This is a genomic window from Rhizobium sp. ZX09, assembly GCF_017357485.1.
GTDB lineage: Bacteria > Pseudomonadota > Alphaproteobacteria > Rhizobiales > Rhizobiaceae > Agrobacterium > Agrobacterium pusense.
Window position 1 is genome coordinate 384,161 of sequence record NZ_CP031364.1, and the last position, 14,593, is coordinate 398,753.

Here is a 14,593-nt window from a genome sequence, read left to right on the forward strand (position 1 = left end):
GTCCTTACACTCCTTGCATTCACAGTCTGGCCGCTACCGGTGCGGCGGTCGGCACGGCGCGACCGAGCCGCGCACCACCAGTTCAGTATCCAACACGATGGTCTCGGCGGTGCGTTTGCCATTCAGCCTGTCCACCATCAGCGCCATGGCCCTTCGGCCCATTTCCTGCCGGGGCTGACGCACCGTCGTCAGCGGCGGCTCAAAGGCATTGGCGAAGATGATATCGTCGAAGCCGATGACGGAGACGTCACCCGGGACCGACAGACCCCTGCCCCGCAACTCGCTGATCGCGCCAATCGCCATCTGGTCGCTCGATGCGAAGATCGCGGTAAAGACAATGCCGCCTTCGAGAAGACCCGCAATCGCCTGCCGGCCGGCCTCAATGCTGTAATCACCCGTCACCACCAGTTCGTCGGCATAAGCTATGCCGGCCTCCGCAAGTGCCGCGCGGTAACCGTCGAAACGTTCCTGCGCCAGACTTTCCGGTACGGGACCGGCCAGATGCACGATCCTTTCATGTCCCGCTTCCATGAGGTGACGCACGGCGTTCATCGATGCGGCGCGGTTATCCACCTTGACGGTCGGCAATGCGAGGCCGGGCACCGTCTCCGACGCGATGACGATCGGCGGCAGCGCATCGCCCTGATCGAGAAGCTCGGACGGGAACTGCCCGGTCATCAGGATGAGGCCGTCGGCATGTTTCTGCCGTACCATATCGATGTGGGTCGCCACACGGTGCTCGTCATTGCGGGCATCGCCCATAAGCACCTTGAAGCCCGCTTCGCCCGCCGCTTCCTCAACACCCCTGTAGATTTCGAGATAGAAGGGGTTGCCGATATCGCGAACGAGAAGGATGACGGTGTTGTTGGATTGGCGGCGGAAACTGGCCGCCTGCGCATTGGGAACGAAGTTCGCTTGCCGAACGGCATCGAAAACCTTCTTGCGGGTTTCCGGGCGAACCTTGTCGGGTTGCTGCAGCGCGCGCGATACTGTCGCGATGGAGACACCCGCGAGAGCTGCAACTTCCCTGATATTCGAACTGTGGTCTTTGCTCATCTGTCACACACGCAACTGCTTTTGGCGGCCATAAAGCAGCATCAGCGCTAGCAACGTGACACCGAATATGATCTGCCGTGCCCATACATCGAGGTTGAGCGTTATCAGTACGCTTTGCAGAATGGTGAGCGCAACTGCGCCGGCCATGGTTCCGACATATCCGCCAGCCCCGCCGGCCAGCGAGGTGCCACCAATGACCACTGCTATGATCGACGGAAGAACATACTGGTCGCCGACAGAGATGAAGGACGTGCCGGTATAGCCGATGACGCAAACCCCGGTCAGGCCAGCGAACAGGCCGGAAAGGCCATAAAGCAGCGTGCGGATCAGCGGAACAGGAAGACCTACCAGCGTCGCCGCCCGCTCGTTGGAGCCGATGGCGTAAATGGCGAAGCCGAAAGCCGTGCGGCGGAGGACGAAGAGCATGATCGCGGCGATGCCCAGCCAGACGAAGAGTACACCGGGAATGCCGAAGATGAGGGGGCGGTTGATGAAACCTGCGAGCAGCGGAGCCGCCGCACCTGACGGAACGCCCTGCGAATAAACCACCAGCCCGCCCTGGATGACCGCCGTCATGCCGAGCGTCATTACCAGCGGCGGAATGCGCACGAAGGTGATGCCGAGACCGTTGATGAGGCCGATCAGGAACGGAATGCCGCCCGCAACCACAATGGCAAGGGGAATACCGGCATTCTGCCCGTTCATCATATTGCCGGCAAGCACCGCGCCGAGGGAGATCATCGCGCCGACGGAAAGATCGATGCCTTCGCGTCCGCCGAGGATGACGAGATTCTGGCCCGCCGCGACGATACCGAGAATGGCGGCAATCGTCAGCAGCCGCACGATCTGCGATCCCTGTGCGAAGCCGGGCGACAACAATTCGCCGACAAGCAGCAGGAAAGCCGATGCGCCAATGGCGATGGTCAGGGGATCGGTGAGAAGGGTTTTGAGTTGCAAGCCGGGATTGGTCATATCAACGCCTCGTCACCAGAACGCCACCGGCCAGAGCCGTCAGCACGATCAGACCCTGCACCAGTGTCTGGTACTCGAAGGGCAGGCCCGCAAAGAAGATCACATTGCCGATCATGCCCAGCACCAGCGCGCCCGCGATCGACCCGGTCGAACTGCCGAAGCCGCCGGAAAGCGCCGTACCGCCCAAGACCACCGCAGAGATGGAAGATAGCGCCAGACTTGCGCCGAGAAGCGGATCGCCCGAGGCCGTCTCACCCGTCAGGCAGAGCGCCGCCAGCGCGGAGAAAAGACCAGAGATCATGTAAGCGCCGATACGGATGCCGGAGAGGCGTAGCCCCGTCTGGAAGGCGCCGGTGCGATTGCCACCCACCGCAAGCAGATGCGTGTGAAAAGGAATACGCGACACGATAAGCGTGAAGGCGATGCCGGCAATCAGCACCCAAAGCACGAAGGGCAGGCCGACGAAGCTGCCGGAATAGGTCTGCCAATAGGCCTCCGGCACCGGCAGGCCAGCCTGCGGCAGAACCCAGATCGCCATCCCGGCAAAGATGATACCCGTCGCGAAGGTGGTCACGATCGGCTGGAAACGCAGGCCCGAAATGAAGAGGCCGTTGACCAGGCCGCAGAGTAGCCCAACGGTTACACCCGCTGCCATGCCGGCGAAGACAGCGCCAGTCGTGCCGCCAAGAGCAGCAATGACGCTGACGGTGACGACATTGGCGAGCGCCACGATGCTGCCAACCGACAAATCTATATCGCCCGCAAGAATGACATAGGTCTGGCCGATGGCGACCAGGATCAGCGGCAGGAACGTCGTCAGGTTCGATTGCAGCACCGAGGGCTGAACGAAGGACGGTTGCAGAAACGTATTCACGGCGACAAGAACGGCCAGAACGACGAGGGTGATGACCCATGGCTGCCTGCGCAGGAAACCGGAGACGCTCATGCGGCATCTCCATAAGCGGCGCGGGTCATGTTTACAGATGTCATGTCGGCTCCGGTCAGTTCCGCAGAGATGCGTCCGCCGTTGAACACAAGAATGCGGTCGGCATATTCGAGGATTTCCGCATCTTCCGAGGAATAAAGAAGGATGGTCGCGCCGGCATCGGCCTGCTGACGCATCAGCGCAAAAAGATCGGCCTTGGCGCCGAGATCGATACCCTTGGTCGGATCATCCAGCAGAAGCAGTTTCGGCGCTGTGGCGAGCCAGCGGGAAATGAAGATCTTCTGCTGATTGCCGCCGGAAAGCGTGCCGATCGCCATATCCAGGCCGGCAAACTTCGTCTTCATATCATCCGCGACCTTTTGCACCCGCGGCTTCAGCGTGGCGGGCCGGACCAGCCGCATCTTTTCGCGCACCATCAGGGCCGCGACGAGATTTTCGAAGATCGACCGGCCCTGAAGGGAAGCGTCACGCCCGCGGTCGCCCGAGACATAGGCAAAACCGTTGTGAACCGCGTGCGATGGCTTGCCGATGGTAATTTCACGGCCATCGAACCATGTCTGGCCCGTCGCAAAGGGCGTCGCGCCGAACAGCCCCTTCAAAAGCGCCGACTGTCCCTGCCCCTGCAGGCCGGCCAGACCGACGATTTCACCCGGATAGGCGTCAATACTGACACCGCGCACGCCTTCGCCTGTAACATCCGTCACCTTGAGGCTGGGAGTTGCGGCAGCGCGTCCCTGCTGGCGGGCAGGTGCTGCGCGGACATCGCCGACCATATCGTGCACCACAGCTTCACGCGTGGTTGCCGCCGTATCGAGCTCGGAAATCGTTGCGCCGTTCCGCATCACGGTAATGCGGTCGCAGACGGCAAAAACCTCGTCGAGACGGTGGGAAATCATGATGGTCGAGACGCCATCGGCCTTCTTGGCCCGGAGTATCTCAAAAAAGCGCTGGGACTGGCGGCCATCGAGCGCTGCCGTAGCCTCATCCATAATCATGAGGCTGGCATTCTGGGCAAAGACCTTGAGGATTTCGACGAGCTGGCGCTGATCGGGCGGCAGAGTGCCAACGATCGCATCCGGCTCCAGTCCTTCGCCGGCCACGCCGTCAAACAGGGCGATCAGCCTTGCCGCCTCGGCTTTCAGCACCTTACGGTCAACAAAAATGCCACGTTTCGGCTCCCGGCCGAGAAAGATGTTATCAGCAACCGAAAGCTGCGGAACAAGGCTGAGTTCCTGGTAAAACAGCGCAATACCGGCGTCTTCGGCGTCACGCGGGCTCTTGAAGCGCACATCTTCGCCCTTGAATTTGATCGTGCCGCTCGTCGGCGCCACCGCGCCCGCAACGATTTTGCAGAGCGTGCTCTTGCCGCAGCCATTGGCGCCCAGAAGCGCGTGAATTTCACCGCGACCGACAGTCAGCCTGCCGTCGGAAAGCGCACGTACGGCGCCAAAATTCTTCGTTATGCCGGCCGCTTCCAAAGCGTTCGCCATCGCATGTCCCCGAATAATGCTTGTCACAGGCGGCCAGCCAACGCGCGGTCCGCACTCGAAATTCCGGTTCGGGCCGGCGCTTCCGCCGGCCCGGGACGGTTCTTATTTGAAGAACTCGCCGGCCTGTTCCGGCGTCACGGTCGCCGTGACGGACCAGTAACCGGGCTTGCCTTCTGCAGCCTTGATATTGTCAGCAAGGTTTTCGTTGCTGACGAAGGGGATCGGAATATAAATGGCGTTGCCATAGGTGCCGCCAAAGATACCGTCCTTGAATTCCTTGCCCTGAAGCTTCAGGACAGCGACATTGAGCGCACTGGCCATCACGCCGGGCGGATTGACCGAGGCGCCGGAGTTGAATTTTTCCTTTTCCCAGCGTGTCATGAAGTCCTTGCGGATTTCACCGGTCGCAGCAATGTCCTTCGTCTTGCCGGCGGCTTCGATGGCGCGCCATGCGCCGTCGGCCATGCCGTCCTGCACCCAGACACCGCTGATGTCGGGATAAGTGGCAAGCAGGTTCTGCATGGCCTGCTGCCCCTGCGCCTGATCCCAGCTCGCATTGGCTTCGTTCAGCACCTTGATGTCAGGATATTTCTTGAACACTTCGCGATAACCGGCGACGCGGGCTTCGTTTGCCGGATTGCCCGCGATACCGTTGATGGCGACGACGCTACCCTTGCCCTTCAGCGCATCCGCCAGCCATTGCGCCGACTGCGCAGCCCATGCCTTCTGGTCGATACCGACATAAATCGCATCCTTGGAGGACACTTCGGCGTCGGTTGCGATAACGAGGATGTTGCGCGCCTTGGCCTGCGCGAAGATTGGATCGAAGGCGGTCGGGCTGCCGGGATTGATGAGGATCGCATCAACGCCCTGGTTCATGAAATTGCGGATATGACCGATCTGCCCCTGCACGTCGACATTGCCGCTCTGGACGACAACCTCGACCTTGACGCCCTTTTCGCCCCACGCCTTCGCGGCAGCCTGAGCTTCCTCGATCATCTGCGTGCGCCATTCGCTGCCGACGAAAGAATTGGAAAGACCGATCTTGAAACTCTGTTCCTGCGCGTGCACGGACGTGCCCGCCGCCAGCACCATCGCGGCAGCAGCCAACAAATGTCTAAACATGAAAACTTGCTCCTCCAAGCAACGGATATCGACTATGAAACCGTTTACATCAGCGAATGTAACCGTTTTCATAAGTGAGTCAATCCCGAGATTGATTTTTGTCGAGCGGTCTGAAAAGGTCGCGGAAGCGGCCGGCGCAACTCTCGGAAACGCGCGAGAATGAAGCGCGTGGCGGAGACCGGAGGCAGGGCTTCACAGAATGCGGAAAGCGATGACCCCGCCCTGTGGGCGACGGCAGGCCCCGCGCTTCCCACCGGCCTGGAACATCAGTCAGGAGAATGACCATGGAAATATTGCGCGCAGGAACACGGGCATCGGCAACAGGCCCCGCGGCCTGGTTCACGGGCACGGTCCGCATCGATCCGCTTTTCAACCCCTTCGATGCAGAGCGGGTGCAGGGCGCTCAGGTTACCTTTGAACCCGGGGCGCGAACGGCATGGCACACCCATCCCCTCGGTCAGACGCTGATCGTGGTTTCCGGTCTCGGCCGGGCGCAGCGTGACGGTGGCCCGGTGGAGGAAATCCGCCCCGGTGATATCGTCTGGTTCGCACCGGGCGAGAGGCACTGGCACGGGGCCGCACCTGATGTGGCCATGACCCATATCGCGCTTCAGGAGGTCAAGGACGGCAAGGTGGTGGACTGGCTGGAACAGGTCACCGACGATGAGTATGACGGTTGACCCGGCACCGGACGAGGGCGGCTGCCGTTCAGCAGCCCGCGCCTGTTCAAGGGGATGGCGGAGCCGGGGCTACGGCAGCGCCGCGCTCAGCCCATCCGCTCCGAGACATATTCTCCCGGCGAGGCGGGGAAAACCACGGTCCCGTTGCCATTCAGGAAAACCCGGTGGTGGATATGGGCATGTATCGCGCGCGCCAACACTTGGCTCTCCACGTCGCGGCCGAGTGACACATAATCCATCGCGCTCTGTGCATGGGTTACCCTGATCGTGTCCTGCTCGATGATCGGCCCTTCATCGAGATCGGCGGTGACGTAGTGGGCGGTTGCTCCAATCAGCCGTACCCCGCGCTCATAGGCCTGCTTGTAGGGATTTGCGCCCTTGAATGATGGCAGGAAGGAATGGTGGATGTTGATGATGCGGCCCGACATTTCCTGGCACAGCCGGTCCGACAGAACCTGCATGTAACGGGCGAGAACGACGAGTTCCGCGCCAGTATCCTGCACCACCTGCAGGATTTCCGCTTCGGCCTCCGGTTTTGTCTCAGGCGTGACGCGGATATGATGAAACGGAATGTCGTCGTTCACGACCTGCTTCTGATAATCGAGATGATTGGATATCACCGCGACGATCTTCACCGGCAATGCGCCGATGCGGGAGCGATAAAGCAGATCGTTGAGACAATGACCGAAGCGCGACACCATGATCACCACTCTGGTTTTGCGGGAAAGGTCGTGGATGTCGTATTGCATGTCGAAGTCGACGGCGACCGGACCAAAACCCTCGGCGAGAGCGTCCCGCTCCAGCCCCTGCTCCGACACGAAGCTCAACCGCATGAAAAAACGGCCGGTTTCCTGATCGGTGAATTGCGAGCTGTCATTGATATTGCAGCCGGACCGCGCGAGATATCCGGATACGGCCGCAACGATGCCGCTGCGCGCCGGGCACGAGACTTTCATGACATAGGTGGTCAAATCCTGCTCCCCTTGGTGGATCAGCTCCTGGACGGTTCTGAAACTGCAACGCGTTCAGGCGGTTTCGGCGGCGAACTCCCTGCAGCCGGTTTCAAGCAGATGGCCGAGATGCGACGCGAAACTGTTCCAGACATCCATGCGGAACCGGTGTCCGGCATCTCGCCAAAGCACCACGGTCACGCCGTCGAAAATCGTCCGGCGTCCCTCGCCAACGGCAATCGTGTCGATGTCGCGGGCGCAGCCCAATGTCAGCAACTCAGCAGCCCGCGGACCTTCGATTAACATCGTCACTTCACGGCCGGAAATGTCGACAAGACTGTGCGGAAGGTCGGCATAAACGTCTGCGCAGGCCGCGATCAGCCTGTTGATTTCGGCCGTCGGTGCAACGACGGTCCACTCGTCGGGACCAAGGCGCAGAACTTCAATCTCACCGGAAGCGGCGCGGGCGCCGATCCGGTCGGGCAAGTCGAGGCCGAGGGCAGCGTTGAGCGGCGCCAGATCGCCGCGCGCACGCAGCGAAAACCGGGCTTGTGCGGCCGAGATGCTGACCCGTGCCGCTTTGCTTTCGGCAAGCACGCCGGAAACGGAGGAGGAAACGCGCATGTTCATTGTCGGCTCCGGGTCAGATTTTAAGGCGGGTGTTTTCGGGATCGACAAAGACCATCCCGGTGATTTTTGCGGCAATGGTGCGGTCCAGCATGGGAATGTAGACGGTCTCGCCCATCCGCTCATGGCCGCCTTCCACGAGAGCCAGCGCGATCGGCTGGCCAACGGCATCCGAATGGTAGGATGACGTTACGTGGCCAACCATCTTCATCGGGATCGGCTGTTTCGGGTCGAAGACGATCTGCGCGCCCTCTTCCAGCTTCGAACGGTCTTCCGTCAGTAGACCGACGAGATGGCGGCGCCCCTTGGCGACGAGATCGGGTCGCGCAAGACCGCGCTTGCCGACGAAATCGGGCTTGTTTTTGCCAACGGCCCAGCCCATCGCCGCATCATAGGGCGTCACCGTGCCGTCAGTATCCTGGCCAACGATGATGTAGCCCTTTTCCGCGCGCAACACATGCATGGTCTCGGTGCCATAAGGCGTGATCCCATATTGCTGACCGGCCTCCCACAGGATTTCCCAGAGCTTGCGACCGAGCGGTGCCGGCACATTGACCTCGAAGCCGATCTCGCCCGTGAAGCTGACGCGGAACAGCCGCGCCGGCATGCCGGCAACGGTGCATTCCACGCAGGACATATGCGGGAAGGCCTCTTCGGTCAGCTCGACACCTTCCACCAGCGGCGCGAGCAGCTTTGCCGCATTCGGGCCGTTGAGAGCGATGGTGGACCATTGCTCCGTGGTCGATGTCAGCCAGACATTGAGATCGGGCCATTCCGTCTGGAGGTAATCCTCCATCATGTTCAGCACCCGGGCGGCACCGCCCGTGGTGGTGGTGACATGGAAACGGTCTTCGGTCATGCGGCCGATAACGCCATCATCACGGATGAAGCCGTCATCGCCGAGCAGCAGGCCATAACGGCAGCGACCGGCAGCCAGCTTTGTCCAGGGATTGGTATACATGCGGTTCATGAACTCGACCGCACCAGGGCCGACGACCTCGATCTTGCCGAGCGTCGAAGCGTCGAAAATGCCCACACTCTGGCGCACCGCCCGGCATTCGCGGCGAACGGCGGCATCCATATCCTCGCCAGGCTTTGGAAAATACCAGGCGCGACGCCATTGCCCGACCGGCTCGTAAACCGCGCCATGGGCCTCAGCCCAACTGTCGATCTGCGTCTTGCGCGTCACTTCGAAATGCGCGCCGCGGTGATAACCGGCGAAGGCACCAAAGGTTGTCGGCGTATAGGGCGGACGGAAGGTGGTGAGCCCAACTTCCGGCTGGCGTTTGCCCAGCGCTTCCGCAGCGATGTTGAGGCCGTTGATGTTGGACATCTTGCCCTGATCGGTGGCCATGCCATTGGTGGTGTAGCGTTTGACATGCTCGATGGAGCGCATGCCCTCGCGCACGGCAAGCCGCAGGTCCTTGGCGGTCACATCGTTCTGGTAATCGACAAAGGCCTTGGCCTTGCCGGCATCGCGGTCGCTTGGTAGTTCCGTGTGCGATACACCGCTGCCGATACGGTCATGGTCGACCGCATGGCTGGAAACATTGGCGTTCTTGCCAAGGGCTGCAACGACTTCACGGCCCCGCTCCGCACCGTCCTTCAGTGCGGCCTCGATGCCCCAGAGCCCGCGACCGGCGCCCGCTATCACGCAATCCTCATTGGTGAGCGCTGGCAGGAAGGTCGTGCGCTCGTCATCCCAGGCAATCTTGCCCTGCGTGTGGGAAAAGAGATGCAGCGACGGCGTCCAGCCGCCAGACATCAACACGGCATCGCAGGCAATTTCCTGACCTGCGCCGACAGTGGAACCATTCACCGGATTGACGCGAACCGACTTGACGCGCAACCGCCCCGACGTCGCCGTGACCGTATGTGAGAGCTTGACCGGAATGCCGAGCGCACGCGCCTCGTTTACCAGCTCCTCGCGCACCTTGGCGCGGGTATCGACGATGGCCTGAACCGGTGCGCCAGCACCGTGAAGATCGAAAGCGGCATACCAGGCGCTGTCATGGCTCGTCACCACCACCGGCCGGTTACCGACCTTGACGCCATAGCGGTTGAGATAGGTCTGGGCGGAACCCGCGAGCATCACGCCCGGCCGGTCATTGCCGTGGAAAACCAGCGGCTTTTCCAGTGCGCCCTGCGCCAGCACCACCTGACGCGCCCGAACGCGCCACAGGCGTTCGCGCGGCACATCCTTCGGCACGGTTTCGAGATGGTCGGTCAGCTTTTCGCAAAGGCCGATCATGTTCTGATGGTAATAGGCAATCGCCGTGGTGCGTGTCATCACCTTGACGCCCTGATCCTTCAGGGCCTTCAATTCATCAGCAAGCCAGGTCCATGCGGGCTTGCCATCGATCTTTGCCTGGGGTTCGGACAGCAGCGTGCCGCCGGCTTCGGCATTTTCATCGACCAGCACGACCTTGCGGCCATCCACCGCCGCCACCCGTGCGGCAGCGAGACCGGCGGGACCGGCACCGACAATCAGCACATCACAATGCAGGTTACGCGAGGCATAGGTGTCAGGGTCTTCTTCTTTTGGGGAGACGCCAAGACCCGCGGCTGCGCGGATGAAGGGCTCATAGACCTTGTTCCAGAAGCTCTTCGGCCACATGAAGGTCTTGTAGTAGAACCCGGCCGAAAACAGCATATAGGCCATGTCGTTGACAGCGCCGATATCGAATTTCAGGCTCGGATATTTGTTCTGCGAGGTGGTTTCCAGCCCGTTCCAGATTTCCTGCACCGTGGCGCGGGTATTGGGCTCGAACCGGCCGCCGCCGCGGCGGGTGCCGATCAGCGCATTCGGCTCCTCGGAACCCGCCGCCACCGGGCCGCGCGGGCGGTGGTATTTGAACGAGCGGCCCATGAGATGCACGCCATTGGCGAGAAGCGCGGAGGCGACGGTATCGCCCTTGACGCCGCGATAGGTCTTGCCGTCGAAGGTAAAGCTGACCGAGCGGGAAGCATCCACCCGGCCCCGGCCGGAAACGCGATAGGAGTTCATTTCGACACCTCGGAGCTTGCGGTCAAGCGTGTCAGGGAGGACAGTTCAGGGCGCGGCTCACCCGCACGATAGGTCGTGAGGAAACGGTCACTTACCGTGTCGCGCACGGCGTTGAAGAAGCGGCCGCAACCATGCAGGTGCCGCCAGCGCTCGAAATGCGGACCTTTGACGTTTTCGCGGATGAACAGGAATTCTTCCCATTGCTCATCACTCTGCGACGAGGGATCAGCAGCGCGGACGACATGGGCCTGCCCGGCATAGGTAAACTCGGCTTCGGGCAGCGTTTCGTTGCAATAGGGGCAGCGGATCAAAAGCATGGTCGTTATCCTCAGTGCGCCACGGCGGCGGCGGCGGCCTCATCGATCAGGCGGCCGGAGCGGAAGCGTTCCAGCGTGAACGGCGCATTGATCGGGTGCGGTTCGTTTTTGGCGATGGTCCAGGCGAAGGTGTGGGCAGCACCCGGCGTGGCCTTGAACCCGCCAGTGCCCCAGCCGCAATTCACATAAAGACCAGCGACAGGGGTCTTGCCGAGGATGGCCGAGCGATCCGGCGTGACATCAACGATGCCGCCCCATTTGCGCAACATCCGCATGCGGTTGAAGATCGGGAAGATTTCAACGATGGCGGCGATCGTATGCTCGATCAGCGGCAGGCCACCGCGCTGCGAATAGGACGTATACTGGTCCGTGCCCGAACCGATCACCAGTTCGCCCTTGTCCGACTGGCTGATATAGGCGTGCACGGCGTTCGACATGACAACACAGGGGAAAATAGGCTTGATCGGCTCCGATACCAGCGCCTGCAGCGGATAGCTTTCGAGCGGCAGGCGGACACCGGCCGTATCCATGACGACAGAGGTGTGGCCGGCGGCGGAGACTGCGACCTTCTTTGCCTTGATGAAGCCCCTCGCCGTCTCGACACCGGCAACGGAACCGTCGGCGTTGCGGCGAATGGCGGTGACCGGGCAATTCTGGATGATATCGACACCGCGGGCGGCGGCACCGCGCGCATAGCCCCAGGCGACCGCATCGTGGCGCGCCGTGCCCGCACGCTCCTGCAATGCGCCCCCCATGACAGGGTAACGCGCATTAGGCGAAAGGCTCAAGGGCGGGCAATATTCCTTGCATTCCTCAGGCGTGAGCCAGCGATTGTCGACGCCGTTCAGACGGTTGGAGTGGATATGACGCTTGAAGCTCTGCACGTCGTGAACATTATGGGCCAGCATCAGCACGCCGCGCCGCGAATACATGACGTTGTAGTTCAGTTCCTGGCTGAGATTTTCCCAGAGATCGACGGCGTGATCGTAAAGGCGGGCGCTTTCGTCATAGAGATAGTTGGAGCGGATGATCGTCGTGTTGCGGCCAGTATTGCCGCCGCCGAGCCAGCCCTTGTCGATGACAGCAACATTGGTGATGCCGTGCTGGCTGGCCAGATAATAGGCCGCCCCAAGACCATGGCCGCCGGCACCGACGATGATCACGTCATATTCGGCCTTCGGCTGGCTGTCGGGCCATTGTTCTTCCCAGTTTTTATTGCCCGTCAGGGCATTCTTCAAAAGACTGAAAGCATTAAAACGCGTCATGATCGGACCCGACGGTTGGAAAATCTGTTGTCGTAAAAGCTAGGATCATTTGCCATCGCCCGGCTGGACAATCGCGTCTGTTTGCATGAATATTTGCGTCATGAAATCGCCCGCCGCCAAAAAACGCCTCAGCGTCGCCTTCCTGCTTGCCGACCGCTTCACGCTGTCAGCCTTTGCGAATTTCGTCGACGTGCTGCGCTTAGCCGCGGACGAGGCGGACCGCTCCCGACCCATCCTCTGCGAATGGTCGGTGCTCTCCGCAACGCTCGGCAGCGTGCAGTCGAGCTGCGGCGTGAAAGTGCAGCCGGATACGCGGCTGAGCGATGCCGGTCACTACGACTACATCGTCGTTGTCGGCGGATTGATCAGCGATCACAGCGCCCTGCCGCCGGAAGCACTGCGCTTCCTGAAAGACCGCGCAACGGCAGGCATTCCGATTGTCGGCCTCTGCACCGGCGTCTTCATCCTCCACGAAGCGGGCCTGCTCGATGGCTATCGCTGTTGCGTAAGCTGGTTCCACCACCAGGATTTTCTCGACCGTTTCGATACGGTTCAGATGATCTCCGACCAGATCTTCGTCATCGACCGCGACCGGCTGACCTGTTCGGGCGGCCATGGTGCCGCGCATCTGGCGGCTTTCCTCGTCGAGCGCCATGTCGGCCAATCCGCCGCCATCAAGAGCCTAAACATCATGATGATCGACGGCGCGTTGAGCGGTGAGAAACCCCAGCCGGGCCAGCAGAGCACACGTAAGGCCAGCGATCCCCTTGTCAAAAAAGCGATCCTGCGGATGCAGCAGAATATCGAGGTTCCCAAGACCGTGCTGGAACTGGCAAGCGACCTCGGCCTTGGCCGCCGCAGCCTCGAGCGGCGTTTCCTCAATGATCTGAAGGCGGCACCATCCAAGGTCTATCTGGAGCTCCGTCTCGACCGGGCGCTCTCGCTCCTGCGCACCACGCGCGACCCCATCACCCAGATCGCGCTTGCCACCGGCTTTTGCGACGCACCCCACCTTTCCCGTACGCTTCGAACCGAGCGCGGTTTTACGCCCAGCGAATATCGCAAGACACAGGCTGGCCACACGGCAACCGAGGAAGAATTTGCCGTCGGCGTGCTGCTTCCACAATCCTGAATGTGGTTGCGCCGATCTTACGAACCGCCGCTTTCGAAGGTTACCCGTCATCACCGCAAGAACGGCACGACAGGTTTGCTCGATAAATTCAAGGCATACGGCTGGAATAATCGGGGACGATCATTTTCCGATAAAGGTGCCATGTAGAATGGCCGAGAACGGGCACGACAACCGCTAAACCGACGAATGCCGGGATCGTCCCGAGAACGAGCAGCGCAGCGACAATCAAGCCCCACAGCGCCACCGGAACCGGGTTGGCAAGCGTGGCACGGATGCTTGCATCCACCGCCGCGACCGCGCCGACATCCCGATCAAGCAGCAGAGGAAACGTTACCACCGTTGTCGCCAGCACGATGACGGCAAAAACGCAGCCAGCCAGATTGCCCCAGATGACGAGAGAGAGTCCTTGCGGGGTCATCAATACATCGGAGAGGAAGGTGGAAAGCGAAACCGGTGCCGTCGCCTCGAAATTCACGGAGTATATGCGCTGCGCAACAATCAGCCAGACGGCGAAAAGCGCAAGCAGCATGACGGCGACCGCGATGATCGACGGCAGTGCCGGAGAGTGACGAACCGCCAGCGCGTGCCGCCACGAACTATCCAACCCCTGTTCGCGCCGTCGACTGATTTCATAGAGGCCGATCGCCGCGACTGGGCCAATCAGTGCAAAACCCGACATCAGAGGATAGATCAGCGGCAGCATATTAGCGCCGGCACTCCACATCACCATGAAAACACCGGCGATCGGATACATGAGACAGAGAAAAAAATAATGGGACGGCTTTTCTTTAAAGTCCTCCAGTCCCAGCCTTAACGCGTCGGCTATATCTGCAATACCAATCTTGCGGACTTCCGGGCGGGCAAATTCGCCACTCGCACCGGCCATGACATGGAATGCCGTCATAGCACTTCTCCTCCTGCGCCATGATCCGGCTGGCAGTATGGGAACGCCCGGCGACTTTCACCCGTGCGTCAAACAGCAACCGGCCGACTTGTAATTTATCAAATTTCGTCGCCTTTGTCGCC

The 14,593-nt window shown here is 61.0% G+C and carries 13 protein-coding genes; 2 read left to right on the forward strand and 11 right to left on the reverse strand.

The genetic code is table 11. The features are described from left to right. Nucleotides 1-33 precede the first annotated feature (33 nt). From BTN45_RS16370 to BTN45_RS16390, 5 genes are all read right to left on the reverse strand, one after another. Nucleotides 34-1,056, reverse strand: a complete 1,023-nt coding sequence (locus BTN45_RS16370) for a LacI family DNA-binding transcriptional regulator (RefSeq protein WP_207590054.1) — start codon at nt 1,054-1,056, stop codon at nt 34-36. A 3-nt stretch (nt 1,057-1,059) separates the two neighbouring features. Continuing rightward, a complete protein-coding gene (locus BTN45_RS16375; RefSeq protein ID WP_153775807.1) occupies nt 1,060-2,028 on the reverse strand; it encodes an ABC transporter permease in 969 nt (322 codons plus the stop codon). Between the two features lies 1 nt (nt 2,029). Further along, nucleotides 2,030-2,974, reverse strand: a complete 945-nt coding sequence (locus BTN45_RS16380; protein WP_006698394.1) for an ABC transporter permease — start codon at nt 2,972-2,974, stop codon at nt 2,030-2,032. Continuing rightward, nucleotides 2,971-4,464: a sugar ABC transporter ATP-binding protein gene (locus BTN45_RS16385; protein ID WP_207590056.1), complete on the reverse strand. Its 1,494-nt coding sequence runs from the start codon at nt 4,462-4,464 to the stop codon at nt 2,971-2,973. Before BTN45_RS16385 ends, BTN45_RS16380 begins: the two co-directional genes overlap by 4 nt. Before the next feature lie 102 nt (nt 4,465-4,566). Then, nucleotides 4,567-5,589 carry a substrate-binding domain-containing protein gene (locus BTN45_RS16390; RefSeq protein ID WP_004445399.1) on the reverse strand — a complete coding sequence of 341 codons (1,023 nt, stop codon included), beginning with the start codon at nt 5,587-5,589 and terminating at the stop codon, nt 4,567-4,569. 284 nt (nt 5,590-5,873) lie between these two features. Here BTN45_RS16390 and BTN45_RS16395 point away from each other — a divergent pair, with 284 nt between their 5' ends. Next, nucleotides 5,874-6,269, forward strand: a complete 396-nt coding sequence (locus BTN45_RS16395; protein WP_006698396.1) for a cupin domain-containing protein — start codon at nt 5,874-5,876, stop codon at nt 6,267-6,269. An 86-nt stretch (nt 6,270-6,355) separates the two neighbouring features. Here BTN45_RS16395 and purU read toward each other — a convergent pair whose 3' ends face one another. From purU to BTN45_RS16420, 5 genes are read right to left on the reverse strand one after another with little or no spacing between them, the layout of a single operon-like run. Further along, complete coding sequence (gene purU, locus BTN45_RS16400; RefSeq protein WP_207590057.1) at nt 6,356-7,240, reverse strand: formyltetrahydrofolate deformylase; 885 nt, start codon at nt 7,238-7,240, stop codon at nt 6,356-6,358. 54 nt (nt 7,241-7,294) lie between these two features. Next, nucleotides 7,295-7,849: a sarcosine oxidase subunit gamma family protein gene (soxG, locus tag BTN45_RS16405; RefSeq protein ID WP_207590058.1), complete on the reverse strand. Its 555-nt coding sequence runs from the start codon at nt 7,847-7,849 to the stop codon at nt 7,295-7,297. A gap of 13 nt (nt 7,850-7,862) precedes the next feature. Then, nucleotides 7,863-10,853: a sarcosine oxidase subunit alpha gene (locus BTN45_RS16410; RefSeq protein ID WP_207590059.1), complete on the reverse strand. Its 2,991-nt coding sequence runs from the start codon at nt 10,851-10,853 to the stop codon at nt 7,863-7,865. After that, a complete protein-coding gene (locus tag BTN45_RS16415) occupies nt 10,850-11,170 on the reverse strand; it encodes a sarcosine oxidase subunit delta (RefSeq protein ID WP_004445406.1) in 321 nt (106 codons plus the stop codon). Before BTN45_RS16415 ends, BTN45_RS16410 begins: the two co-directional genes overlap by 4 nt. An 11-nt stretch (nt 11,171-11,181) precedes the next feature. Next, nucleotides 11,182-12,435, reverse strand: coding sequence for a sarcosine oxidase subunit beta family protein (locus tag BTN45_RS16420; RefSeq protein ID WP_006698400.1), 1,254 nt, complete (start codon nt 12,433-12,435; stop codon nt 11,182-11,184). 85 nt (nt 12,436-12,520) lie between these two features. Between BTN45_RS16420 and BTN45_RS16425 the strand changes: the two genes are divergently transcribed. After that, the gene (locus BTN45_RS16425) at nt 12,521-13,567 is read left to right on the forward strand and encodes a GlxA family transcriptional regulator (RefSeq protein WP_207590060.1); all 1,047 of its coding nucleotides are present in this window, start codon (nt 12,521-12,523) and stop codon (nt 13,565-13,567) included. Nucleotides 13,568-13,655: 88 nt separating this feature from the next. Here BTN45_RS16425 and BTN45_RS16430 read toward each other — a convergent pair whose 3' ends face one another. Beyond that, entirely contained in the window at nt 13,656-14,471 is an 816-nt protein-coding gene (locus BTN45_RS16430) for a DUF2189 domain-containing protein (RefSeq protein WP_184286716.1), read from the reverse strand. Between the last annotated feature and the right edge of the window lie 122 nt (nt 14,472-14,593).

Bases quoted from the DNA above. Each gene is read 5' to 3' on its own strand.
- BTN45_RS16370 (WP_207590054.1), bottom strand. From the start codon at position 1,056: ATGAGCAAAGACCACAGTTCGAATATCAGGGAAGTTGCAGCTCTCGCG.
- BTN45_RS16375 (WP_153775807.1), bottom strand. From the start codon at position 2,028: ATGACCAATCCCGGCTTGCAACTCAAAACCCTTCTCACCGATCCCCTG.
- BTN45_RS16380 (WP_006698394.1), bottom strand. From the start codon at position 2,974: ATGAGCGTCTCCGGTTTCCTGCGCAGGCAGCCATGGGTCATCACCCTC.
- BTN45_RS16385 (WP_207590056.1), bottom strand. From the start codon at position 4,464: ATGGCGAACGCTTTGGAAGCGGCCGGCATAACGAAGAATTTTGGCGCC.
- BTN45_RS16390 (WP_004445399.1), bottom strand. From the start codon at position 5,589: ATGTTTAGACATTTGTTGGCTGCTGCCGCGATGGTGCTGGCGGCGGGC.
- BTN45_RS16395 (WP_006698396.1), top strand. From the start codon at position 5,874: ATGGAAATATTGCGCGCAGGAACACGGGCATCGGCAACAGGCCCCGCG.
- soxG (WP_207590058.1), bottom strand. From the start codon at position 7,849: ATGAACATGCGCGTTTCCTCCTCCGTTTCCGGCGTGCTTGCCGAAAGC.
- BTN45_RS16410 (WP_207590059.1), bottom strand. From the start codon at position 10,853: ATGAACTCCTATCGCGTTTCCGGCCGGGGCCGGGTGGATGCTTCCCGC.
- BTN45_RS16415 (WP_004445406.1), bottom strand. From the start codon at position 11,170: ATGCTTTTGATCCGCTGCCCCTATTGCAACGAAACGCTGCCCGAAGCC.
- BTN45_RS16420 (WP_006698400.1), bottom strand. From the start codon at position 12,435: ATGACGCGTTTTAATGCTTTCAGTCTTTTGAAGAATGCCCTGACGGGC.
- BTN45_RS16425 (WP_207590060.1), top strand. From the start codon at position 12,521: ATGAATATTTGCGTCATGAAATCGCCCGCCGCCAAAAAACGCCTCAGC.
- BTN45_RS16430 (WP_184286716.1), bottom strand. From the start codon at position 14,471: ATGACGGCATTCCATGTCATGGCCGGTGCGAGTGGCGAATTTGCCCGC.